Origin of the sequence: Streptomyces scopuliridis RB72, from assembly GCF_000718095.1 — a bacterium.
GTDB lineage: Bacteria > Actinomycetota > Actinomycetes > Streptomycetales > Streptomycetaceae > Streptomyces > Streptomyces scopuliridis.
Genome location: NZ_JOEI01000002.1, coordinates 26,968 through 50,103 on the forward strand (window position 1 = coordinate 26,968; position 23,136 = coordinate 50,103).

Annotated in this window: 17 protein-coding genes; 9 read left to right on the top strand and 8 right to left on the bottom strand. The window is 71.2% G+C overall.

Annotation, left to right across the window (positions count from 1 at the left end):
* The first annotated feature begins 175 nt into the window (after positions 1-175).
* The gene (cobF, locus tag IF11_RS0101445) at positions 176-1,021 is read left to right on the top strand and encodes a precorrin-6A synthase (deacetylating) (RefSeq protein WP_030349508.1); all 846 of its coding nucleotides are present in this window, start codon (positions 176-178) and stop codon (positions 1,019-1,021) included.
* A gap of 174 nt (positions 1,022-1,195) precedes the next feature.
* Here cobF and IF11_RS0101450 read toward each other — a convergent pair whose 3' ends face one another.
* Positions 1,196-4,552 (bottom strand): family 78 glycoside hydrolase catalytic domain, encoded by a 3,357-nt coding sequence (locus tag IF11_RS0101450; protein WP_078490313.1) that lies wholly within the window; start codon positions 4,550-4,552, stop codon positions 1,196-1,198.
* Positions 4,553-4,794: 242 nt separating this feature from the next.
* Here IF11_RS0101450 and IF11_RS0101455 point away from each other — a divergent pair, with 242 nt between their 5' ends.
* Positions 4,795-7,146 (top strand): galactose-binding domain-containing protein, encoded by a 2,352-nt coding sequence (locus IF11_RS0101455; protein WP_037726781.1) that lies wholly within the window; start codon positions 4,795-4,797, stop codon positions 7,144-7,146.
* A gap of 89 nt (positions 7,147-7,235) precedes the next feature.
* Here the strand turns inward: IF11_RS0101455 and IF11_RS0101460 are convergent, their stop codons facing one another.
* From IF11_RS0101460 to IF11_RS0101475, 4 genes are all read right to left on the bottom strand, one after another.
* Complete coding sequence (locus IF11_RS0101460) at positions 7,236-7,985, bottom strand: cupin domain-containing protein (protein WP_030349511.1); 750 nt, start codon at positions 7,983-7,985, stop codon at positions 7,236-7,238.
* Positions 7,979-8,959, bottom strand: a complete 981-nt coding sequence (locus IF11_RS0101465) for a DUF6807 domain-containing protein (RefSeq protein ID WP_106979076.1) — start codon at positions 8,957-8,959, stop codon at positions 7,979-7,981. The genes IF11_RS0101460 and IF11_RS0101465 overlap by 7 nt, the downstream gene beginning before the upstream one ends.
* Positions 8,956-10,155: a Gfo/Idh/MocA family protein gene (locus IF11_RS0101470; protein WP_037726783.1), complete on the bottom strand. Its 1,200-nt coding sequence runs from the start codon at positions 10,153-10,155 to the stop codon at positions 8,956-8,958. The genes IF11_RS0101465 and IF11_RS0101470 overlap by 4 nt, the downstream gene beginning before the upstream one ends.
* A 185-nt stretch (positions 10,156-10,340) precedes the next feature.
* Positions 10,341-10,808 (bottom strand): ATP-binding protein, encoded by a 468-nt coding sequence (locus IF11_RS0101475; RefSeq protein ID WP_030349514.1) that lies wholly within the window; start codon positions 10,806-10,808, stop codon positions 10,341-10,343.
* Between the two features lie 333 nt (positions 10,809-11,141).
* Here IF11_RS0101475 and IF11_RS0101480 point away from each other — a divergent pair, with 333 nt between their 5' ends.
* The gene (locus IF11_RS0101480) at positions 11,142-11,450 is read left to right on the top strand and encodes an STAS domain-containing protein (RefSeq protein WP_030349515.1); all 309 of its coding nucleotides are present in this window, start codon (positions 11,142-11,144) and stop codon (positions 11,448-11,450) included.
* 165 nt (positions 11,451-11,615) lie between these two features.
* The gene (locus IF11_RS0101485; protein WP_030349516.1) at positions 11,616-12,449 is read left to right on the top strand and encodes an alpha/beta fold hydrolase; all 834 of its coding nucleotides are present in this window, start codon (positions 11,616-11,618) and stop codon (positions 12,447-12,449) included.
* Positions 12,450-12,459: 10 nt separating this feature from the next.
* Here the strand turns inward: IF11_RS0101485 and nhaA are convergent, their stop codons facing one another.
* Positions 12,460-14,295, bottom strand: a complete 1,836-nt coding sequence (nhaA, locus tag IF11_RS0101490) for a Na+/H+ antiporter NhaA (RefSeq protein ID WP_051745416.1) — start codon at positions 14,293-14,295, stop codon at positions 12,460-12,462.
* 205 nt (positions 14,296-14,500) lie between these two features.
* On the opposite strand from nhaA, the gene IF11_RS36260 reads away from it, so the two are divergent.
* The 5 genes from IF11_RS36260 (at position 14,501) to IF11_RS0101515 (ending at position 21,603) form a co-directional block, all read left to right on the top strand.
* Positions 14,501-14,944 (top strand): effector-associated constant component EACC1, encoded by a 444-nt coding sequence (locus IF11_RS36260; protein WP_037726786.1) that lies wholly within the window; start codon positions 14,501-14,503, stop codon positions 14,942-14,944.
* Positions 14,945-14,968: 24 nt separating this feature from the next.
* The gene (locus IF11_RS0101500; protein WP_030349518.1) at positions 14,969-19,471 is read left to right on the top strand and encodes a caspase, EACC1-associated type; all 4,503 of its coding nucleotides are present in this window, start codon (positions 14,969-14,971) and stop codon (positions 19,469-19,471) included.
* An 82-nt stretch (positions 19,472-19,553) separates the two neighbouring features.
* Complete coding sequence (locus IF11_RS42685; protein ID WP_063759106.1) at positions 19,554-19,790, top strand: DUF4387 family protein; 237 nt, start codon at positions 19,554-19,556, stop codon at positions 19,788-19,790.
* Between the two features lie 129 nt (positions 19,791-19,919).
* Positions 19,920-21,086 (top strand): CaiB/BaiF CoA transferase family protein, encoded by a 1,167-nt coding sequence (locus tag IF11_RS0101510; RefSeq protein WP_030349519.1) that lies wholly within the window; start codon positions 19,920-19,922, stop codon positions 21,084-21,086.
* Positions 21,087-21,270: 184 nt separating this feature from the next.
* Positions 21,271-21,603 carry a hypothetical protein gene (locus IF11_RS0101515; protein WP_030349520.1) on the top strand — a complete coding sequence of 111 codons (333 nt, stop codon included), beginning with the start codon at positions 21,271-21,273 and terminating at the stop codon, positions 21,601-21,603.
* Here the strand turns inward: IF11_RS0101515 and IF11_RS0101520 are convergent.
* On the bottom strand, positions 21,588-22,295 hold the full coding sequence (locus IF11_RS0101520; protein WP_051745317.1) for an RES family NAD+ phosphorylase: 708 nt from the start codon (positions 22,293-22,295) through the stop codon (positions 21,588-21,590). The two genes, IF11_RS0101515 and IF11_RS0101520, sit on opposite strands and share 16 nt — an antisense overlap.
* A gap of 1 nt (position 22,296) precedes the next feature.
* Positions 22,297-23,136 carry a hypothetical protein gene (locus IF11_RS37585; RefSeq protein ID WP_051745319.1) on the bottom strand — a complete coding sequence of 280 codons (840 nt, stop codon included), beginning with the start codon at positions 23,134-23,136 and terminating at the stop codon, positions 22,297-22,299.

A 23,136-nucleotide genomic window follows, 5' to 3' on the forward strand; every position in this document is an offset into this window, starting at 1 on the left:
TGTCGGGCGCGAGGGTGCGCGGAAGCCCCTCGAAGAGGGTGATGGATCATCAGACATCCGATGGATATGACCTTCCTCCGTACCGCGACGGGGCAGACGGGGCGGGCGCGGCACATGACGGGGCGAACGCGGGGCATGACGCGGCGGGCGTGGGGCATGGGGCAGACTCGGCGGGGTGAGAAAGGTCTATGTCATCGGTATCGGCGCGGGCGACCCCGACCAGCTGACCGTCCAGGCGGTCAAGGCGCTCCGGCGCGTGGATGTCTTCTTCCTGCTCGACAAGGGCGCCGAGAAGTCCGATCTGATCGCGCTCCGGCACGAGATCCTGCGCCGCCATGCCGGTGAGTCCGCCGGCGGCCGGGGCTATCGGCTGGTCGAGGTCCGCGACCCGGAGCGGGAGCGCGCGGCCGACGGCGCCGGCTATCCCGGGACCGTCGACGACTGGCGGAGCCGGCGCGCCGCCCTCTACGAGCGCGCGATCATCGACGAGCTGAGCGACGGCGACGGCCCTGACGGGACCGAGGGCCCCGACCTGGACAGGACAGGGGCGTTCCTCGTCTGGGGCGATCCCTCCCTGTACGACTCGACGCTCCCCATCCTGGACGAGATCCTGGCGCGCGGCTCGGTCCGGTTCGAGTACGAGGTGATCCCAGGCATCAGCAGTGTCTCCGCGCTGGCGGCCAGGCACCGCGTCACACTGACCCGTGTGGGCCGCCCCGTCCAGATCACCACCGGCCGCCGGCTCGCCGAGGGCTGGCCCGGCGGCGTGGACGATGTCGTGGTGATGCTGGACGCGCACGAGTCCTTCCGGCACCAGCTGGCGGCCGATCCGGTCATCCACTGGGGCGCCTACGTGGGCACGGACGACGAGATCCTGGTCTCCGGACGGCTCTCCGAAGTGGCCGACCGGATCGGGGAGTTGCGGTCCGAGGCGCGTGCCCGCAAGGGCTGGATCATGGACACGTATCTGCTGCGCCGGGACCCGGGCCCGTCCGGCGGCTCGCCGCGGGACAGACCCTGAGGACCGCCAGTCCGGCCGGGCCTCGACGCCCGGCGCATGGACACGTATCTGCTGCGCCGGGACCCGGGCCCGTCCGGCGGCTCGCCGCGGGACAGGCCCTGAGGACCGCCGGTCCGGCCGGGCCTCGACGCCCGGCCGTTCTGAAACGTTCAAAGGCACGTCGGCACTTCCCCGTCAGCTCCGCCCCACGAAGTCCCAGGCGCCCTGCCCCGCCCGGTACACCACGAAGCCCGGTTCCGTACGGAGATACTCCGCTCCGCCCGGCGCCTTCACCAGCTCGGGGCGCTCGGCCGGTACATGGATCTCGGCCGTCGCGCCGACCGGCACCCGCACCGAGAGCCGCAGATCACGGCCTATCGCGGACCAGGCCACCGAGGCGGTGCCACGTACCGTACGGATCGAGGTGCGCGCCCAGGTGACTCCGGTCCGGCCGTCGGGCCGTACGGTGAAGGTGCGGTAGCCCGCGTCCCCGGGGCGCAGTCCCGCCACGTTCTCGTACAGCCACTGCACGACCGTGCCCTGGAAGTAGTGGTCGCGCGAGCGTGAGTCGACGGGCCACATCTCCCACATGGTGTCGGCGCCGTTGTCGAACCAGTAGCCCCAGCTCGGGTATGTCCGCTGGGTGGCGATGGCGTGTGCGACCTCGGGGCGGCCGTGCGCGCACAGGACGCGCAGCAGCACGCTCGTGCCCAGCGCCCCGGTGTTGAGATGGTCGCCGCGGTCTTCGATGTCGGCGACAAGGCTGTCGAGCACCGACGCGCGGGCGCCGCTCGGGACCAGACCGAAGGCGAGCGGCAGGGCGTTGGAGGTCTGCCGGTAACCGGGGTCCTTCGCGGTCCGGTAGTGGCCGGACGCGGGGTCGAGGAAGGTGGCGTTGAAGGCGTCCTTCAGCCCGGCCGCGGCCGTGCGGTAGCGGTCCGCGACCTCGCCGTGGCCCAGCAGTTCGCCCAGTTCGGCCGTCTGTGTCAGCGCGCGATGCAGATACGCCGTGGCCGTGAGGCGGGTGTCCTCGGGCGGGTTGCCGCCGTACCCCGGCGGCAGATAGTCACCGAGCGCGGTGATGGCGAGACCGCCCTCCAGCCGGTCCAACTCCCAGTTCAGATAGGTGGTCAGGGTGGACCAGTGCTCGCGGGCCACCCGGTCGTCGCCGTAGATCCGGTACATCTCCCGTATCAGGAAGGGGTATACGGTCGTCCACTCCGGGGAGGGCCCGAGGTCGCCGTAACCCCAGCCGCCGCTGGGCACGATCACCGGCAGCTGGCCGTCCGGGTTCTGACTGTCCGCCAGATCCCCGAGCCACTTCGACAGGAAGCGGTGGACTCCGAAGGCGTACGCCATGATGGGCGCGCCGAGCTGCGCGTCACCCGTCCAGCCGTTCTTCTCGTACATGGGGGTGTCGGTCGGGATGCCGTGCAGATTGTTGAGGAGGGTGCGGCGCATCGCCCGGTCGAGCTGTTCGTAGAAGGGCTCCGAGCAGTCGAAGGAGCTGACTTCGGCCACCTTCGTATGGACGACCCGGCCCAGCAGATCGGCGGGGCGCGGGCGGCTCGGCAATCCGCTGACCTGGACATAGCGGAAGCCCTTGTACGAGAACGACGGCTCCCAGACCTCCGCCGCGCCGTCGTCGTTCCTACTGCCGTCCGTTCCGGCGCCACCCGCGCAGATGTACTCGTCGCGCTGGAACCGTCCCGGCACATGCCCGGTCTCGGCGTGGACGCTGCCGTCCGCCTTGAGCTTCTCGCCGTGGACGAGCTGGACGACCGTGCCGGCCGGAGCCCGTACGGTCAGCTGGGTCCAGCCCGCCGTCGTACGACCCATGTCGACGACATACACCTCGGGCCGCAGCTCGGTGATCGCGGTCGGGGTGAGGGTCTCGATGATCTCGATGGGGTCGTGCGGCTGGGCGCGCAGGGTGCCCTTGGGTGCGGTCTGGGGGTTCAGGGAGCGCCAGGAGCTGTCGTCGAACCCGGGCAAGGTCCAGCCCTTGGGGGCCAGCCGCGCGTCGTATGTCTCGCCCGCGTAGAGGGAGTTGGTGAGCGTGGGGCCTTCGGTGAGGCGCCAGTCGGTGTCGGAGACGACGGTGGTACGGGAGCCGTCGGGGTGCTCGGCCTCCAGCCGGCACAGCAGCCGGGGTTCGCCGTGCCACGGCGGCTGGTGCCAGTTCCAGACATTGGGGGTGGTCATGCCGTAGAAACCACGGCCCAGGGTCACACCGATCGCGTTGTCTCCGCGCCGCAGCAACGAGGTCACATCGTGGACGGCGTACATCACGGTCTCGTCGTAGTCGGTGAAGGCCGGGTCGAGCACCTGACTGCCGACCCGCTTCCCGTTCAACTCGGCTGTGTAGTAGGCGAGTCCGCTGATGTAGAGCCGGGCGCGGCTGACCGGCTTGGGTACGGTGAACTCGCGGCGCAGCAGCGGCGCGGGCGCCTCGGGCGCGGCGATCGAGACACCTCTTCCCCATGGGCCCTGGCCATAGGGGGCGAGCACGGCCGCCGGAGCCCAGCCGCTGTCGTCGAAGTCCGGCTGCTCCCAGCCCTGTTGTCCGGTGTCTGCGGCGCGCCAGCCGGCGCCGGTGACCAGTTCGTGGCCGGCGCCCTGGGCGGTTTCGACGAGCAGCCGTACGAGCAGGCCCGCCGGGTTGACGGAGACCGCGCCGCGGTTGGCCGCGAGCGCGGCGAGGACGATCCGGTCGTCGGCCGCGGACCGTACGGCCTCGGTGACATCGGCCGCGCGTCCGGTGCGCCAGCCGTCCACCTGCTCGGGCGCGTGGAGCGTCTGCCGGCCGTTGAGATGGAGGGTGAAGTCGTCGTCGGCCGTGGCGAGGAGCGTGGCCCGCGCGATGTCCTCGCCCCTGACGCCGGGCGGGAGTTCGAGTCCGCCACGGAACCACCGGGCGCCGACGGGGGCGTTGCCGGTGGTCGCTCCCTCGGTCCAGATCCAGGACGCGCCGTCGAAGCCGGGCGGTTCCGGCGCCCGGTCGGCGCCTATCCAGCGCGCCTGCCACGGTTCGGCGCCGAGCGCGGTCTCCCACCAGCCGGCCGTGCTCCATGGTGAGGCGTGTCCGTCGCCGTCCCAGACACGGACCTGCCAGTGGCAGCGGGTACGGGGCGGCAGCGCGGGGCCCGCGTAGGGCACGGCGACGGTGCGGTCGGAGGCCACGCGGCCGGTGTCCCAGAGGAGTTCGCGGCCGGCCGCGAGCGCGCGCGGATCGGTCGCGGCCCGGATCTGATAGGCACTCTGGCGGGCGCCCCGGGCATCCTTCTCACCGCTGAGCTCCCAGGACAGCAGCGGGGCCGCGACATCGGTGCCGAGGAGCCGCTCGGTGTACTCGACCGTGGCGGTCGCGATCCGGAGCCGCCCTCGCCGCCCGCCCGTTCCCGACGAGCCGCCGGACGGCGCGCCCGCGGCGGGGGAAGCGGCGGCGAGCCCCGCGATCCCCACCCCTGCGCCCGCCACGGAGGTGTGCAGAAGACCTCGGCGTGTCCAGCCCATGCCCATCGCGGCTCCCCTTGAATTGAAACGTTTCATATCCCTGTCAGGCATCGTAGAGCCGACCGCGTCCGCGCTACAAGAGGTGTGCGCGGGACCCCTGGTACGGGCGGGCCGCGAGACAGTCCCGCACCACCCCGCCCCCGGCCTCAACTCCCGCGCCGGGTCGAGGATTTTTGCGTCCGTCTCCAAAATTTGCGCAGATTCATAGACTTCTTGTAAGCCAACTTCTAACCTTTTCGCGTCCGCAGAGTCCCCACGAGCCGCAAGGACGTATATCTGTGACACTCCCCACCGGACCCCCACGAGGCCGCCTGCTCCGGCGCGGCATCTCCGCATCCGTATCCCTCGCACTCGCCGTGGCCGGGACGGCCGCGGCGGTGGTGCTCTCCACCGCACCCGCCGCCCAGGCGGCGGCGGTCCCCGCCCCCTCCCCCATCGATGTCCCCGGCCGCGGCGCCACGGTGCCGTTCAAGGAGCAGGAAGCCGAGTACGCCGCCACCAACGGCTCCCTGATCGGCCCCAACCGCCTCTATGGCACGCTGCCTTCGGAAGCCTCCGGCCGGCAGGCCGTGACGCTCGACGCGGTCGGCGAGTATGTGGAGTTCACCCTCACCGCCCCGGCGAACGCGATGTCGTTCCGCTACTCGCTGCCGGACAACGCGGCGGGCACCGGCCGGGACGCGACCATCGATCTACGGGTCAACGGCACCTCCCTCAAGAGCGTGCCGGTGACCTCCAAGTACGGTTGGTACTACGGCGGTTACCCGTTCAACAACAACCCGGGTGACACCAACCCGCACCACTTCTACGACGAGACGCGCACCATGTTCGGGTCGACGCTGGCGGCCGGTACGAAGGTCCGGCTCCAGGTCTCCTCGACCGCCGCGTCACCCACGTTCACCATCGACCTGGCCGACTTCGAGCAGGTGGCCGCGCCGATCGGCAAGCCCTCGGGCGCGCTCGACGTGGTGAGCGACTTCGGCGCGGACCCGAGCGGCGCCGCCGACTCGACGGCCAAGATCCAGGCGGCGGTCGACGCGGGCCGTACGCAGGGCAAGGAGGTCTACATCCCGCAGGGCACCTTCCAGGTGCGCGACCACATCATCGTCGACAAGGTGACCCTGCGCGGTGCGGGTCCCTGGTACAGCGTGCTGACCGGACGTGATCCGTCCGACCGCAGCAAGGCCGTCGGTGTCTACGGCAAGTACGCCAACGCGGGCGGCAGCAGCAATGTCACCCTCAAGGACTTCGCCATCATGGGCGACATCCGTGAGCGCGTGGACAACGACCAGGTCAACGCCATCGGTGGCGCCATGTCCAACTCGGTCGTCGACAACGTCTGGATGCAGCACACCAAGTGCGGCGCCTGGATGGACGGCCCGATGGACAACTTCACCATCAAGAACAGCCGCATCCTCGACCAGACCGCGGACGGCGTCAACTTCCACATAGGTGTCACCAACTCGACGGTCACCAACACCTTTGTACGCAACACCGGTGACGACGGGCTGGCCATGTGGGCCGAGAACGTCCCGAACGTGAAGAACAAGTTCACGTTCAACACCGTGATCCTGCCGATCCTGGCGAACAACATCGTCACGTACGGCGGCAGGGACATCACCATCTCCGACAACGTCATGTCGGACACCATCACCAACGGCGGCGGGCTGCATATCGCCAACCGCTACCCCGGCGTCAACTCAGGTCAGGGCACGGCGGTCTCCGGAACCACCACCGCCGCGCGCAACACCCTGATCCGGGCCGGAAACAACGACTACAACTGGCGCTTCGGCGTCGGCGCGATCTGGTTCAGCGGTCTCAACGAACCGATCAACGCCACCATCAACATCACCGACAGCGAGGTCCTGGACAGCTCCTACGCCGCGATCCATCTGATCGAGGGAGCGACGAACGGGCTGCACTTCAACAACGTCCGGATAGACGGCGCCGGTACGTACGCGCTCCAGATCCAGGCTCCGGGCACGGCCTCCTTCACCAATGTGACCGCCACCCATATCGCGCAGTCCAACCCGATCCACAACTGTGTGGGCAGCGGTTTCCAGATCACCCAGGGCGCCGGGAACTCGGGCTGGTACGCCAACCCGCCCGCGTGCACGGGGACTTGGCCCGACCCGGTGTGGACCAACGGCGGGGTGCCCGGCGGCCCCACCGACCCGCCCACCGACCCGCCCACCGACCCGCCGACGGACACGGGCAATCTCGCGCAGGGCCGCCCGGTCACCGAGTCCGGGCACGCCGATGTGTACGGCGCGGCCAACGCGGTCGACGGCAACCCCAACACGTACTGGGAGAGCACCAACAACGCGTTCCCGGGGACCGTCACTGTGGACCTCGGCGCGTCGAAGGCGGTCAAGCGAGTGGTGCTGAAGCTGCCTCCGGCGTCGGCGTGGACGACCCGCACGCAGACGCTCAGTGTGTCGGGGAGCACCGACAACTCCTCGTACAGCACCCTCAAGGCGTCGGCGGGCTACACCTTCAACCCGGCGAGCGGCAACACCGCGACGGTCACCCTGGACGGGACCCCGACCCGCTATCTGCGGCTGACGGTCACGGGCAACACCGGCTGGCCGGCCGCGCAGCTCTCCGAGCTGGAGGCGTACACCAGCTGAGCGCGGACAACACACGGAACGCCCGGCCGGGAGATCCCGGCCGGGCGTTCTCGCGTACGGCTCGCATACGGCCCCGCGTACGGGACCGGTCAGCTGTCGGGACCGTCCGGGCCGTGGATGTCGTACGTATTCAGCCGCCCGCACATGCCGAACCTGCCCTGAGCCGCCGGGAGTCGGGCGTGCAGACGCGCCTCGGCCAGATGTGTGGCGTCACCGGCGGCCAGCCGGTCGAGCTGGGCTCCGGTCTGCCGCGCCGCCTCGGCCGCGCCCTCCTCCCAGCGCGCCCGCCACTCCGCCACCCGGGGCCGTACGAGCGCGGCGGCCGACCGCTGGAAGTCGAGCAGGGGCCGCTCGTCGCCCGCCTCCCACGCGGTACGCAGCGCCGTGAACCCCTCGATCGCGAGATCACGCCGGCGGCGCGCGGCGGCGGCCTGCTCGGGCTCCGCCGCGTCCGGGATGCGCACGGCCCGCGCGTAGGTGTCCGGGTCGGTGAGGTACGCGGGCGGCAGGGTCAGCACGGCGTCCCCGGCCTCGGGCAGACCGTTGTTCTGCATCAGGACGACGATCCGTAGCCCGTCCTCGTTGACGAGCCGGTGGATGGTGCCGGGTGTGAACCACACCAGCGACCCCGGCGCCAGTGGTGTGGTGTCGAGGCCCTCGGCGCTGAGCGTCTGCACGGCGCCCCGGCCCCCGGTCACCACATACGCCTCGGAGCAGGTGAGATGCAGATGCGGGGTGCCGCCGGAAGCTCCGTCGGCGGACTCCCAGTCGTACACACTCAGATGCGAGACCGCGACCGCCCCCGGAAGTCCGGCGAACCCCGCCGCCGGGCTCACCATGACTGCCGCTCAAGGTAGTTGGCGATGTCGTCGCGCTCCCAGCGGCCGTCGGCCACGATCACCCGCCAGCGGCGGGTCAGTGTGTCACCCGGCTGGAGGACCAGTTCCTCGTAGAAGGCCCAGGAGGGGGCGACCGCCGCGAACGGATCGCTGCGTACGAACCAGTGCGCGGGGTGCTGCCCGCCGGCCCCGGTGTGATCGTTCTCCGGCGCGTGCGCGAAGACGAGGGTGGCCTGTCCGTCGATGCCGTCGAACTCACCGCTGTACGCGACCCACGGGGCCTGGGTCCCCATCAGCTCCTCGCCCTCCAGCTCGGGGCCGAGCAGCCGACCGCCCCGGAAGGCACGCGGCCCGCGCCAGAAGAGACCGGTGTAGCCGGCCATCTCGCGCCCGGCGGTGGTGGGGCTGCCGAGGCGCAGCGGCTCGTCGCGCCGGTTGGTGATGGCGTCGGACCAGGTCAGCGTCCACGCACCGGCCTCGGTGTCGATGTCATGGATCTCGACACGGCGTGACTCGTCGGCCCACGCGTCGCCGTCGTGGTTGCGCCACACCAGCCGCTCGGCGATGACGGCGCGCCCGCCGTCGGCCGACACCTCGTCGAAGCCCTCGTGGCTCATCGAGCCGACGCGCTCCGGCAGCGCGCGGTAACCCTCGCCGTGCACATACGAGTTGCCGCCCCACAGATTCTGCCCCGACAGATGGGAGGCGGTGAGCTGGAGGCCCTTGTGCCAGCGGTGGTCGTTGGGGCGGTAGTCGGTGACCACACCGCCGGACAGCGTGCGCAGCGGATGCAGATACGGCTTGGGGGCCTCCCACGCCGACTCGGGCCGGTAGACATAGCTGAGCAGGGTGACCGCGCCGGAGCGCAGCTCGATCCGGTCGCCGTGCGTGTGGGCCAGCCGCAGTCCGGGCCCGGTGATGTCCGCCGCCGTGTCAGGCGCGTCCAGGGTGTGCGGCGTTCCTGATGGGGTCATACGGGGATCTCCGTGACGGGGACGGGGCTCGGTGGTGCCCAGCCGGGGGCGCCGCCGTGCAGGGCGGTGTGGAAGGGGTCGCCGGGGCCGATCTCGCCGGCCCTGACGGTCGTGTCGGTGAACGCCGACTTGTAGAGCGCGGTGATCAGTTCGAGGCTGGTGCGGCCGTCGGCCCCACTGGCGCGCGGCCGGCGTCCGGCCCGCAGATCGGCGACGAGCGAACGGAGCTGGGCCAGATGCGAGCTGGGCACGTCCTCTCCCAGATCGCGCCAGCGGGCCAGTTCCTCGGCGTCCACATCGGGGGCCGGGGTGATCCGCCAGTCGTCGTTGGTGTAGCCGTACAGATGTGTGAGTTCGACGGTGGCGCGCTCGCAGTCGATACGGATGCGGCTGACCTCGTCGGGACTGAGCACGCTGTTGACGACGGTGGCCAGCGCACCGCTCTCGAAGCGTACGAGCGCCGTGGACACATCCTCGGTCTCGACGTCGTGCACCAGCCGGCCCGCCATGGCGCGTACCTCGGTCCAGGGCCCGAGCAGTTCGAGCAGCAGATCCATCTGGTGGATGCCATGGCCCATCGCGGGGCCGCCGCCCTCGCCGGCCCAGTTGCCGCGCCACGGCACGGAGTAGTAGGCGGTGTCGCGGTACCAGGTGGTCTGGCAGTGGGCGACCAGCGGACGGCCCATCGCCCGGTCGGCGATCAGGGAGCGCACCTGCCGAGCGCCGGAGCCGAACCGGTGCTGGAAGACGATCGAGGCGTACGGTCCACCGCCGCCCGCGCCCTCCTCGGACGCCTCCGCCGCCTGCCTCTCCGCCGCCTGTCTCTCGGCCGCCTCGATGGCGTCGAACTCGGCGAGCGAGGGGCACGGCGGCTTCTCGCACCACACCCAGGCGCCGGAGCGCAGCGCGGCCACGGTCTGCTCGCGGTGGAAGACCGGCGGCGTACAGATCGTGACCAGGTCGGGGCGCTGCTCGTCGAGCATGCGGTCGAGATCGGTGTACGGACGCGGGACGCCGCCGTCGGCGCAGAACGCCCGTACGGCCTCCTCGTCTATGTCGAAGGCGGCGACGATCTCGATCTCGTCGCGCAGCGCGCGGAGGGCCGGGAGATGCGCTCCCCTGGCGATCCCTCCCGTGCCGATGACGGCGGCGCGGATCCGCCGGTCTGTCAGGTTGCGCGGAGACGTCGCGAACACTCCCTTTCGCACTCCTGGATCTTTTGCGTCCTGCCATCTTTTGCGACACCGGATAGCAAGCGCTTTCCACGAGAAACGTAGGGTGGGCGTTCAGCGATGTCAACGGGTCGGATCGGGCGGGGCGGACGGGCCGCCGGCCCCTTGGAGCGCCCTTCCGGGCCCCCGCGCCAGGTCGAGACCCGGCGTCAGGTCGAGACCCGGCGGCGCTCCAGGTCGAATACGGCCTGGACGCGCTTGCCGACCGGGACGCGCTCGGCGCCGAGGCGGTCGGCCAGCGCGTGAACGATCTCCAGACCGTGACCGCCCAGCCGGCCGGGGTCCTGGTCGTAGCGGTGCGGGAGGGTCGAGCTGCTGTCGTACACCGTCACGAGCACCTGCCGGTCCGTGCCCTCCAGCTCCAGCAGATACGGTCCATGGCTGTGCCGCTCGGCGTTGGTGACCAGCTCGCTGACCACCAGCAGCAGATCACCGGTCGTACGGTCGCCGAGCACGGCGAACCACTCCGCCTCCAGCTGCTGCAGAAACCGGACAGCGAGCTGCCTGGCCTCGGCGATACAGCCGGGGTCCCCGCTGAATTCGGCTGCCTTGCGCAGTGGCCGCACGGAATCCGCGAGGGCCGCGAGGGCGGTACCGATAATGGACCGTTCGTTCATAGCTCCTGCCCCGCGCACCGGTGAGGGCGATAGGGGACCCCCTTCTCGGATCCCCTTATGCCCTTACACGCCGTCGGTATGCCCACCGGTTTCGTGAAGGGCGTCACGTACGGCCGGGACGCCGGGCGGCCACGGCCTTCGGCGGCGCGCTGCGCCGTGAGCAGCCGCGCGCTGTGCCGTGAACAAAGGCCAGGTCAGGCCCGGTTCACTCGCGGGTGGATCCTCCCTGGAGGGGATTGCGCCCCGCGCCCCGGAGGAGGACCGTTGGCGTACGACCACGGTGCTGGGCCGCAGTGCCGGAAATCACCTCGCCAGGACGCCCGGTATGCCCCTATGACCTCTTCTCCCCCTGATCCCCTGACCATCGTCGTCACCACCCCCCGGTCCGACACGGTCGAGATCAGGCTCGACGGCGAGATGGACGACGAGACGTCCTACGAAGTGGTGGACACCGTACGGCAGTTGCTGCGTACCCACCGGGGTGTGAGCCGGCTGGAGCTGCACTGCGGCCCCACCATGACGGGCGACGACCCGACGAGTCTGGCCGCGCTGCTGATGATCAGACGTCTCGCGGCGGCCGATGAGGTACGCGTCATCCTGACCGGACGTCAGCCGCTGCCGGGCGACGGCGGGCCCGGCTAGGGCGGCCGGGGGCGCATCCAGGGCGGCCGGGCGGGCGCTCTTGCCCCGGTGGCGACGGTACACAGGGCGGGGTTTCATGGAAGGCAGGGGAAGGCGGGGTATCGCCCTGCGCACAGAAAGCAGAGAAAGCAGAGAAACCAAGGAAAAAAGAAAGCGGGTTCCCTCATGCCATTCGTCACCGTCGGGCAGGAAAACTCCGGCTCCATCGACATCTACTACGAGGATCATGGCAGCGGACAGCCCGTGGTCCTCGTCCACGGCTACCCGCTCGACGGACACTCGTGGGAGAAGCAGGAGCGGGTGCTGCTGGAGGCGGGGCATCGCGTCATCACCTACGACCGGCGCGGCTTCGGCCGTTCCAGCCAGCCTGTCGTCGGCTATGACTACGACACCTTCGCCGCGGACCTCAACGCCCTCCTCGACCACCTCGGCCTACCCGATGTGGTGCTGGCCGGCTTCTCCATGGGCACCGGCGAGGTCACGCGCTATCTCGGTACGTACGGCTCGGGACGGGTCAGCAAGGCCGTGCTGATGGGCGCCATCCCGCCGTTCCTGCTCAAGACCGACGACAACCCCGAGGGCGTCGACCGCTCGGTCTTCGAGGGGATCAAGGACGCCGTGGTCACCGACCGGCCGGCCTATTTCAAGGACTTCCTCGACAACTTCTACAACGTCGACGTGTACCGCGGCACCCGCGTCAGCGACCAGGCGTGGGCGAGCAGCTTCAACACCGCCGTCGCCGCCTCCGCCCATGCCGCCTACGCCTGTGTCGACACCTGGCTGACGGACTTCCGCGAGGATCTGCCCGGGATCGACGTACCGGTCCTGCTGATCCACGGGACCGCCGACCGCATCCTTCCGTACCCGAACACCGCCAAGCGGCTTCCCGGGCTGATCAAGGACCTGACGTTCGTGACGGTCGAGGACGGCCCGCACAACATCGCCTGGACCCATCCGGAGATCGTCAACCCAGCGCTGCTCGACTTCCTCAAGACCTGACCGGCACGGGTCAGGAAGACTCGCCCAGGAAGGAGCGTGCCTTGGCGGCGCGTACGGCGACGGTGAGGGCGTCGATGTCGTACGCGCCGTGGTGGCGCTTCCCGTTGACGAAGAACGTGGGGGTGCCCGACACACCGCTCGTATCGGCGCCTTCGACATCCTCGGCGACCCGTGCGGCTCCCTTGTGCGACCGCAGATGCCGGTGGAACCGGTCGCGGTCGAGCCCCAGCTCCTCCGCGTAGCCGACCAGATCGGCGGCCCGCAGCGCGTCCTGGCGGCCGAGCAGGAGATCGTGCATTTTCCAGAAGGCGCCCTGGTCCGCCGCGGCCTCGACCGCCTCCGCCGCGAGCTGGGCGTTCGGGTGGACGTCGTTGAGCGGGAGATGGCGCCAGACGTACCGGACGTTCCCGAAACCGGCGAGCAACTCGCGGATCACCGGCTCGGCCTGCCCGCAGTACGGGCATTCGAAATCGCCGTACTCGACCACGGTCACCGGTGCCTCCCGCGGCCCGCGCACATGGTCGCGGTCCGGGTCCACCGGTTCGGAGAGATCGACGATCTGCTCGGCGTTGCCCAGCAGGGCCCGGATCCGGCGCTGCCGGGGCAGCGCTCCGATGACGCGCGTGACGAGCCAGGTGGCGGCGAACGAGCAGATCACCACGGCGAGAATGCCGATCTTGGCCTGCTCCAGCTGTTCGCTGTCGAAGGCGAGGGTGGCGATCAGCAGCGAGACCGTGAAGCCGACTCCGGCGATGGTGCCACCGGCCGCGGTGGCGCCCCAGCCGACCGGCGGGCGCAGCCGGCCGTGGCTCAGCCGGGTCGTCAGCAGCGCGGCGCCGAGGATACCGAGGGGCTTGCCCAGCACATAGCCGCACAGGATGCCGAGGGTGATCGGCGACTCGAAGGCCCGTGCCAGCTGGCTTCCGCTGAGAGTGATACCGGCGTTGGCCAGTGCGAAGACGGGCACGATCACATAGCTCGTCCAGGGGTGGTACATCCGCTGGAGCCGCTCGTTCGGCGAGATCGCCGAGGCGATCCCGAGCCGCGCGGTTCGTTCCAGCTCCGGGGTCGGCTGCTCACGGAAGAGCCGGAACAGTCCGCTCGCCCGTTCGAGATCGCTGCGCGAGGCGGGGTACGCGAAGATCAGCAGCCCCATCGCCAGACCGGTCACGACCGGGTCCACCCCGGATTGCAGCATCGCCACCCAGATGGCCACCGCCAGCACGCCGTACACCGCGCCCCGGCGCACTCCCACGGTCCGCAGCAGCAGGACGAGCCCGAAGATCAGCACGGCCACGACCAGCGCGAGCACATGGATGCGCCCGCTGTAGGCGATCGCGATCACACCGAGCGCCACGAAGTCGTCCACGACGGCGACCGTCAGGATGAAGACCCGCAGCCCGCGCGGCAGCCGGGTGCCGAAGACGGCGAGCATGCCCAGTGCGAACGCGGTGTCCGTCGACATGGCGGCGCCCCAGCCGTGCACCGAGCTGTGTCCGGCGTTGAAGGCCAGGAAGATGGCGACCGGTACGAGCATTCCGCTGACGCCGGCGAGCATCGGGAGCGCGACCCGTTTCCGTTCGCGCAGTTCCCCCATGTCGAACTCGCGGCGGGCCTCCAGGCCGACGACGAAGAAGAACAGCGTCATGAGTCCGCTGTTCACCCATTCGCGCAGCTCCAGCGAGATCCCGACGGAGCCGATACGGACCGAGAACACCGTCCGCCAGAACTCCTCGTACGTCCCCGGGCCCGCGTTGGCCCAGACGAGCGCCGCGAGGGCCGCGGCGAGCAGAACGGCCGCGCTGCCCGTCTCCGTACGCAGGAAGTCGCGCAACGGGGTGCGCATCTCGTCGCCGCGCTCGGTCTGGCCGGAGAGCTTCGGGGTCGACGGGTCCGCAGTCACCTCACCATTCTCCTGCGGCCCCGGCCCGACGGCTCAGTGACCGAGCCGCGCCATGGATCGCCGGATCGGTGAACTCGACTTCCGCACAAGGGACTTGGTGCTGCTAACCTCGTGTGACTGGGCAGTTACTGCATACGTGGAGGGGCGTGTGAAGGTAACGCTGGCCGTGAGCGGCCCCGGCGAGGACACGGACGGGGCGTCGAGCGATCTGCGCCGCTGGCTGCGACGCCATCCCGAGCTACGGGACCGGATCACCCGGGAGCCCGCGGCCGAGCCCGCGCCCGGATCCATGGGGGCGGCGGGCGAGCTGGTGTCGCTGCTGCTGGCGCCCGGCGGGCTCACCGCCGCGCTCGCCGCGGCGGTGGTGGCCTGGCTCCAGAACCGCCGGGGCAACCAGACCGTCACGATCACACTGCCCGACGGCACGCAGGTCACCGTCTCCTCCGAGCGGGTGCGTGATCTGAGCGCGGAGGGCTCCGGAGAGCTGGCGGAGCGCGTCGCGCAGGCGATCCAGCGGCGCCCGGACGCCACGGACGACCGTACGGACCGGGACGCGGCGAGCGGCACCCCTGCCGAGCCGGACAGAACCTGAGACGTGGACGGGGGATCTTGAGGCGTGGACGAGGGATACGGAAGACATCTGACCGGATCCGACTGTCACGCCGTCGTGGTCGGTACGGGGCGCTACCAGGCAGGGTCACGGCTGACGGATCTGCCGAGTGCCACACGCTCCGCCGCCGGTCTCGCCGCGGCGCTGCACACGGTATGCGGCATGCCCGAGGATCAGGTCCAGCTGATCACCGATCCCGCCGGCCCGACGGACGTACTCGCGGCGGTGGAGGCGGCCGTCGACCGGGCGGAGGGCGGAGTCGTCGTCTTCTGCTTCGCCGGCCACGGTCTGCTGGGCCCCGGGGACCAGCTGTATCTCGCGACCGGCACCACCTCGGCGCACAGCACCGTCCACGCCGTCCCCTACGCCGAGATCCGGAATCTGCTGAGCGCGGCCCCCGTACGGCCCGTGGTGATCCTCGACTGCTGCTTCTCCGGGCTGGCGGAGGCCGCCCAGCAGGGGCCGCGCCGGGACCCGTATGTCTCGGCGCGGCCGGACGGCAGCTACCTCCTGACGTCCGCCACGCACTACGCCTCGGCCTTCGCCCCGGAGGGCGCGCGGGACACGCTGTTCTGCGGCGAGCTGCTGCGCCTGCTGCGGGAGGGGGACGCGGGCGGCCCGAAGTGGTTCACGCTGGCCGATGTCTACCGCCATCTCGACCGGCGGCTGCAGGGCGCGCCGGCCCGTCCCCACGCGGACACCGTCGGGCGGATGGGCGATCTCGTCCTCGCCGCCAACCCGCGCTACGCGCCGGCGGCCGAGCCGGACCCGGAGCCCGCGGACCGGGTCCAGGACGAGAGTCCGTGCCCGTACCCGGGGATGCGGCCCTTCCTGCCCGAGCAGCGTCATCTCTTCTTCGGACGCGAGGAGTTGACGGAGGCGCTGCTCGACCGGGTGACGCGTACGGAGCCGGACGGGCCCGTGGTGCTGGTGGGTCCGTCGGGCGTGGGAAAGTCCTCGCTGCTGCGCGCCGGTCTCGGTGCGGCGCTCGGGGCGGCGGAGCCGGGGCCCGTACTGCTGGTGGCGGCGCCCGGCTCCCGCCCGTTCCATACCGTGACCGCTCGGTGGGCGGAGGCGGTGGGCCGGCCCTTCGGCGAGGTCGAACACGCCCTGGGGGCAGGGCGGTTCATCGGGCCGGACGACGGCGGGCGGGGGCCCGGCATTCTGGTGATCGACCAGTTGGAAGAGATCTTCACGCACTGCGAGGACACCGAGGAGCGTGAGCTGTTCATCCGCGCGGTGGCGGGTGAGGAGGGCTCCGCCGGCCGGGCCGCGGGCACGGGGCCGCGGATCGTACTCGGACTGCGCGCCGACTACTTCGGACACTGTCTGCGCGATCCCCGGTTGTCGCGTGTCGTACGGGCGGGGCAGTTCACCGTACCCACGATGAGCGAGGACGAACTGCGGTCGGCCATCGAGCGGCCGGCCGCGTACGCGGGGCTGCGGCTGGAGGACGGCCTGTCCGACCTGCTGCTGCGTGAACTGCACGAGGCGCGGGGCGGTGCCGGTGACGCCATCGCGCTTCCGTTCCTGGCCCACGCCCTCCAGGAGACCTGGGCGGGCCGACGCGGCTCGCTGCTGACCTTCGGCGGGTACCAGGCGACGGGAGGCATCGGCTCGTCCGTGGCGCGAGTCGCCGAGCGGATCCATGGCTCACTCGACGCCGGGGGCCGCCGTGAGCTGCGTGAACTGTGCCTGCGCATGGTGCGGTTGGTGGACGGCCAGGGAAAGGCCGTACGGCGCCGGGTCCGCACGGACGAGTTGGGGACGGGCACGGCTCTGCTCGGTCTGCTCACGGACGCGCGGCTCGTGGTCGTGGACGACGGAGAGGCGCAGCTCTGTCACGACTCGCTGCTCTACGGCTGGCCGCGATTACGGGACTGGATCAACACGGATCTCGACGGGCTGCTGGTACGCCGCCGACTGGGCGAGGCGGCCGACGCCTGGGCCGAGACCGGACGGCCCCCGAGCGGTCTGTACGCGGGCGAGCATCTGGCGGCGGCCCGCTCCCTGACGGAGGACGACGGTCACACCCTGCCCATGCGGCCGGTGGAGCGGGACTTCCTCGGCGCCAGCGGCCGGGCGGAACGGCGGAAGAGGAACCTGCTGACCACGGGCGTGGCGGTCGTCCTGGCGCTGGCCCTGCTGGCGAGCACGCTGGCGGTCATGGCCCGCCGGTCGCAGCAGGAGACGGCGGAGCGGGAAACGGTGCTGATCGCCGGACAGCTGGCCACGCAGGCCGACATCATGCGGGAGCGCGATCCGCAGACGGCGTTCCGGCTGAGCCTGGCCGCGTACCGCACCGCGGAGATCCCGGAGACGCGCTCCAGCCTCTACGCCTCCTACATGTCCCTGGCTCCGGCCGACCTCAAAGGGGGCGTCGACGAGCCCGTTCTCAATGTGGCGTTCAGCTCCGACAGCAAAGTGCTGGGCACCGGCCATCGGGGCGGACGGGTGCAGCTGTGGGACATCGCCCGCCCGGCGGCGCCACGCAAGGCGGCGGCGCTGGACCTCGACGACGCGGCCGTCATCGCGTTCCATCCCCGGTCGCGGCTCCTCGCCGTGCAGACGAGGAAACGGCTGACCGTATGGGACATCGCCGACCCCCGGAAGCCGCGGCGGCTCGCCGAGCGCGGGACACCCGAGGGGATCGCGTTCACACTGGCCTTCAGCCCGGACGGCCGGACGCTGGCGAGCGGCAGTGAGAAGGGCCGGCTCCGGCTGTGGGACGTCACCGCACCCGCCCGCCCCGAACTGCGCGCGGAGCGGACCGTGGCGGCGGTCGAGCTGATATCGCTCTCCTTCAGCAATGACGGGCGGCTGCTGGTCACCGGGAACGGCCGGAGCGGGGCGGAGAGCGCCACTCCGGCCCAGGTGAAACTGTGGGACGTACGCGATCCCGGCCGGCCCGTGCGGCTCTCGACCGGCACCACCGACTCGGTGATGGCGATCGCCTTCCATCCGCGACGCGCGCTGGTGGCCGCCACCGGCGGCCAGGGCAAGCTGGCCTGGTGGGCGGTGGAGGGGGGCCGGCGGCTCAGGCCGGTCGCCGCGGACTCCTTCGGGGACAGCTGGGGGGTCGGCGACCGTATGCCGTCGCTCAGCTTCCGCCGGGACGGCACGATGCTCGCCGCGGCGGACAGTTCGGGCGAACTGCGTCTGCGGCGGATCGGCGAGCCGGAATCCTCGCTGTACAGCGGCAATGGTCTGAGCGCCCTGAGCGCGGCGGAACCGGTCCAGGCCGTGGCGTACAGCCCGGACGGCACACTGATCGCCTCCGGCGATGTGCGGGGCGCGGTACGGCTCTGGCCCGAGCGGCCGGCGGCCCCAGCGGTCGACGGGGTCCCGGCGTTCCCGGACCCCGGGACCAGCGCGATCAGCGAGGACGGCGGTCTGCTGCTCACCAGGACCAGCGATGTGGATTACAACAGCACGTCGCATGTGTGGGACGTCAGCGAGAGGTCCAGGCCCCGCCGCGTGTTCACCGTGCCCGAGCCGTGGGAGGCCAGATACTTCCTCCCCGGCAGGCGGCAGGACGTGCTGGTGGGGCACCGGTGGACGGAGAACACCAAGGACCATGTCTTCCGGCTGTGGGAGTTCGGTTCGGGCGCCGGTCCGAAGCATGGCAAGGACATCCCCTTCACGGCCGAGGACGTGGTCACCGGCGTGAGCCCGGACGGCCGGCTGCTGGCGATCGGGGAGGCGAAGGCCCGTCGCATAGAGCTGTGGGATGTGTCGGACGTACGAGCTCCGGTACGGCGTGCGGTGGTCGAGGCGCCAGTGGCCTTCAACTCCGGCGGAGTCTGGTTCACGGGTCCGGACGCCATGGCGACGGTGGAGGACTCGACCCATCTGCGGCTCTGGGACGTCAAGGACCCCGCGCACCCCCGCAAGGCCGCGCGCATCAAGGACGGCGCTCTGGTGACGAGCGCGGCGTATCTCCACGCGTCACGCCTGCTCATCACCGAGAACGCGGCGGAGGAGGTATCGCTGTGGGACCTGACGGATATCGACCGGCCGCAGAAACTCAGTGGACTGCCCGCCGCCGCCGGCGGCTACTACCCGGTCGGCGAGGACGCCTTGATGACCGTGCTCAGCGACGGAACGGCCCAGTTCTGGGATGTGAAGAACCCCCGGCGGCCCGAACGGACACGCACCCTGCGGTTCGACAGACCGATCGAGTCAGTGGATCTGAGCCCGGACGGCGACCGGGCGGTGACCAGCTCGCCGTACCGGATCTGGGGCATAGGAACCGACGGACAGTGGCGCACGCCGAGCCTCGCCACCCTCGCGACGGCGCGGCAGGTCGAACTCTTCCCCGACGAGCAGCCGCTCATGGCTGTGGTGCCGGAGAACAAGATCCTGGACCACGGCGACCAGACCTATCTCCTCGGCCTGGACACCGACCGCATCTATGAGGAGCTGTGCCGTACGCACCCGTTGAGCGTCGACAAGCCCCAGTGGGAGGGCCTCTTTCCGCACCTCGCGTACCGGCCTTCCTGCGACTGAGGCATGGCGTCCTGACAGCCTTTCAGGGCCGCTCAGTCCCGCCCCGCGCGCAGGCCGGCCAGAGCCGTCGCCACATGGTGCTGTGCCAGCTCTTCGGCCGCCGCCCTGTCGTGGGCGCGCAGCGCCTGTACGAGGCGGCGGTGCTGGAGGTAGCGGTCCTCCGCGCCGAACTCCGCGCTGTCCAGCCGTTGACTGTGTCAAGGTGTCGCTGCCGAGGTCCACGGTCCAGGGCAGTCCGCGCGACTCCGACCGCTACGCGGGCCGGCAGTACGCGCCGCTGATGGCGATGGAGCTGCCGGAGCCCGACAGGCCGGTGTGACGGCCATGGCCGTCGGGTGATCGTCGGGGCGGGGTACGGTCACGGGGAGGACGATCGTATGACCTCCCCCGCCTCCGGGGCGGGCCCGGCCGGGCGGAACCCGCCCGGCCCCGTTCGAAAGGACCTCCCGTGCTCCCACTGGACGGCATCACCGTGATCTCTGTCGAGCAGGCGGTCGCGGCCCCGTTCGCCACCCGTCAGCTCGCCGACCTGGGCGCCCGCGTCATCAAGGTGGAGCGGCCGGGGACCGGCGACTTCGCGCGTGGCTACGACGAGACGGTCCGGGGCATGTCCAGCCACTTCGTCTGGCTCAACCGCAGCAAGGAATCCATCGCCCTCGATCTGAAGCGGCCCGAGGACGCCGCGGTGCTCCGGCGGCTCGTCGACCGCGCCGATGTGTTCGTACAGAATCTCGCCCCGGGCGCGGCCGGGCGGCTTGGCCTGGACGCCGCGACCCTCACCGGTGCCAACCCCCGGCTCGTCGTGTGCGCCATCTCCGGCTACGGCACCGGCGGCCCCTATACCGACCAGAAGGCGTACGACCTGCTGGTGCAGTGTGAGTCCGGGGCGATGTCACTGACGGGTACGCCGGAGGCGCCGGCCAAGGTCGGTATCCCGGTCGCCGACATCGCCGCCGCGATGTACGCGTACAGCGGCATCCTCACGGCGCTGTACGAACGCGAACGCACCGGCCGGGGAAGCGCCTTCGAGGTGTCGATGCTGGAGGCGCTCGGGGAGTGGATGGGTTACCCCGGCTACTTCACCCGCTACGGCGGCGCCCAGCCGCCGCGTTCGGGCGCCGAGCACGCCGCCATCGCCCCCTACGGCCCGTACGCGACCCGCGACGGGGTACGTGTCTTCCTCGGCGTCCAGAACGAGCGCGAGTGGGAGGACTTCTGCGCGCGGGTCCTGGACGCGCCCCAGCTCGCCACCGACCCGCGCTTCGCCCGGAACTCCCTGCGGGTGGAGAACCGCGACGCGCTGCGGACCCGGATCGAGGAGCGCTTCGCCGCGCTGAGCGCCGTCGAGGCCGAGCGGCGCCTCGAATCGGCCCGGATCGCCCATGCCCGGCTGCGGGACGTGACGGAGTTCGCGGACCACCCGCAGCTCGCCGCCCGGAACCGCTGGCGCACGGTGGACTCCCCGGTGGGGCCGCTGGACGCGCTCCTGCCACCCGTCACCGTCGCGGGCCGGGAGCCCAGGATGGATCGCGTACCGGCCCTGGACGAGGACCGCGAGCGCATCCTGGCCGAACTGGACGCGACGGCAACGGGCCTCCAGCGGATCCGTACGTAACCGCTCCACGGACGCGGGCCCGGCGCGTAGCCGACGCGGCGGCTGAGGCCGCCGAAGACGCCGGCCGGCCGCTCCGGCGCGAGCGCCGCCATCCGGTCCAGCTGTGTCCGTACCCCGGCACCGGCACGCGCCAGTACCGGCGGCGGCCCGTGACGGAGCGGCGCCCGTACTCGTTGGACCGGCTGTGAACGAAACATCCGAGGATGTCGTTTCCGCGGTCGACGCGCTCATAGCGTCGACGCGGACGCTTGAGCGGCTCGTCACGTCACTCCCCGCCGACGAACAGTGCGGCGGCCCCGGCCCGCGCCTGCGCGCCGAGCTCGTGGAGCTGGCGGAAACCGCCTTGCGCATCATGGACGAACTCGAAGAGAGCCTGGACGGCGCCCGGCCACAGTGCTCGCTCGCCGACCTCGTCGGATCGCTGCGGGCCGCCGACCGGCTGGTGGTCCAGCTCCGGGACCGGACGATCGACAGCGTCGTCTCGGCCGTACCGGTGCCCGACTACCCGACCGCGTAGGCGCTGTCCGGCGGGCCGTCGACGGGAAGCGGGACCGGCGGGACCGGCGGGAAGATCACCGCCCGCAGGGGTGCGAGCAGTTCATTGACGTGCTCGATCCCCTCGGGCGTTCCCAGCGGGACGGCCGGTGTCGCCGAGGGTTTCAGCGCGTCGGGGGCGCGGCGGTCACCGAAGAGCATCAGTGACTCCAGGGGCCGGTTGCGGCGCGCCTGCCAGCGCAGGCCCTGGCCCCATGGGGCGCGGTCGCGCAAGTACCGGGCCCAGCGGCGGGTGAAGGCGTACTGCGGGCCGTCGGCCTCGACGAGCCAGCCGTCCTGGCACACCGCGGCCAGCTCCACCGCCGAACACAGCGACACCACCCGCAGATCCTCGGTGACCTCCAGCGCGGACAGGGTCCGCCCGGCGACCTCATGGCCGAGGATCACCCGTACCCCGAGCCTCATGTCGAAGTCCCGGTCGCGCAGCAGCACTTCCGCGAGCGCCGTCGCCGGATCGGGGGCGGCGTACAGGAACGGGTACGGGCTCTCGCTGACGCCGTCGAAGCGTGAACCGCCGAAGTAGGGGTCGGCGGGACGGGGGTTGAACTCCGTCACCGCGCGGCTGGATTTATGGACCCGCCACAGCACGGTCCCGGCGGGGACGGTGTGCGCGTGGGGGAAGACCGGTACGTCCGGCAGGGCCTGCGCCGTCATGTCAGTCCTCCCCCAGGATCGCGCCGGCGCAGGCCACCAGGTCGTCGTCGCGGTCCGCGCCCAGCAGCTCCGCGGGCGGGTCCCCCAGCCAGATGTTCATGGCCAGCCACCAGGCGGTCACGCCCCACGGGTCGCGGTCGGCGCCGAGCAGCCGGTTGACCCGTACCACCACCTCCCGGGGGCGGCCCGAGGGCTCGAACTGGAAGCGGGGGAAGGCCGTCGCCCCGCCCGGCCTGTCCAGCCGGATGAGGTCGCGCGGCGCCCCATGCCGCCTCAGGGCGCGTGCCTCGTCGTCGCTGAGCACGGGTGTGGCCGCGAGTACGCGCCGCCGGACGAGGTCCATGAGCGCGGCGGGTCCCGGGGCGGTGTTACCGCCGTCCGTGGTGCCGGAGTTCGTGTGGGTACCGGAGTTCGTGTGGGTACCGGAGTTCGTGTGGGTACCGGAGTTCGTGTGGGTACCGGCGTCCGTGTGGGTACCGGCGTCCGTGTGGGTACCGGCGTCGGTAGTAGCGGCGTCCTCGGGAGTAGCGGCGTCCTCGGGCTCGAAGGAGAGACCCGCGAGGGACAGGATGGCCGCCGCCTCGGCGTCGATGGCCGCGCGGTCCAGTACGTCCGGAGCGCGCCAGTTGGCCTGCCGCAGGATCGCCAGCGCCACCGGGTGGTCGGGCGGCAGCGCCTCGGCGAGAGCGAGCAGGAGACGCCTCGCGTACGGTTTCGGGTCACTGGCGGCCCGCATCCGGGCCTGGATCGAGGCGACTTCGGCCCGGCCGTCGGCGTCGAGCCGCGCGACCAGCTCGGCCAGGTGGTCCGCGACGATCCTGTTCAGGTCTTCCATGCTCAT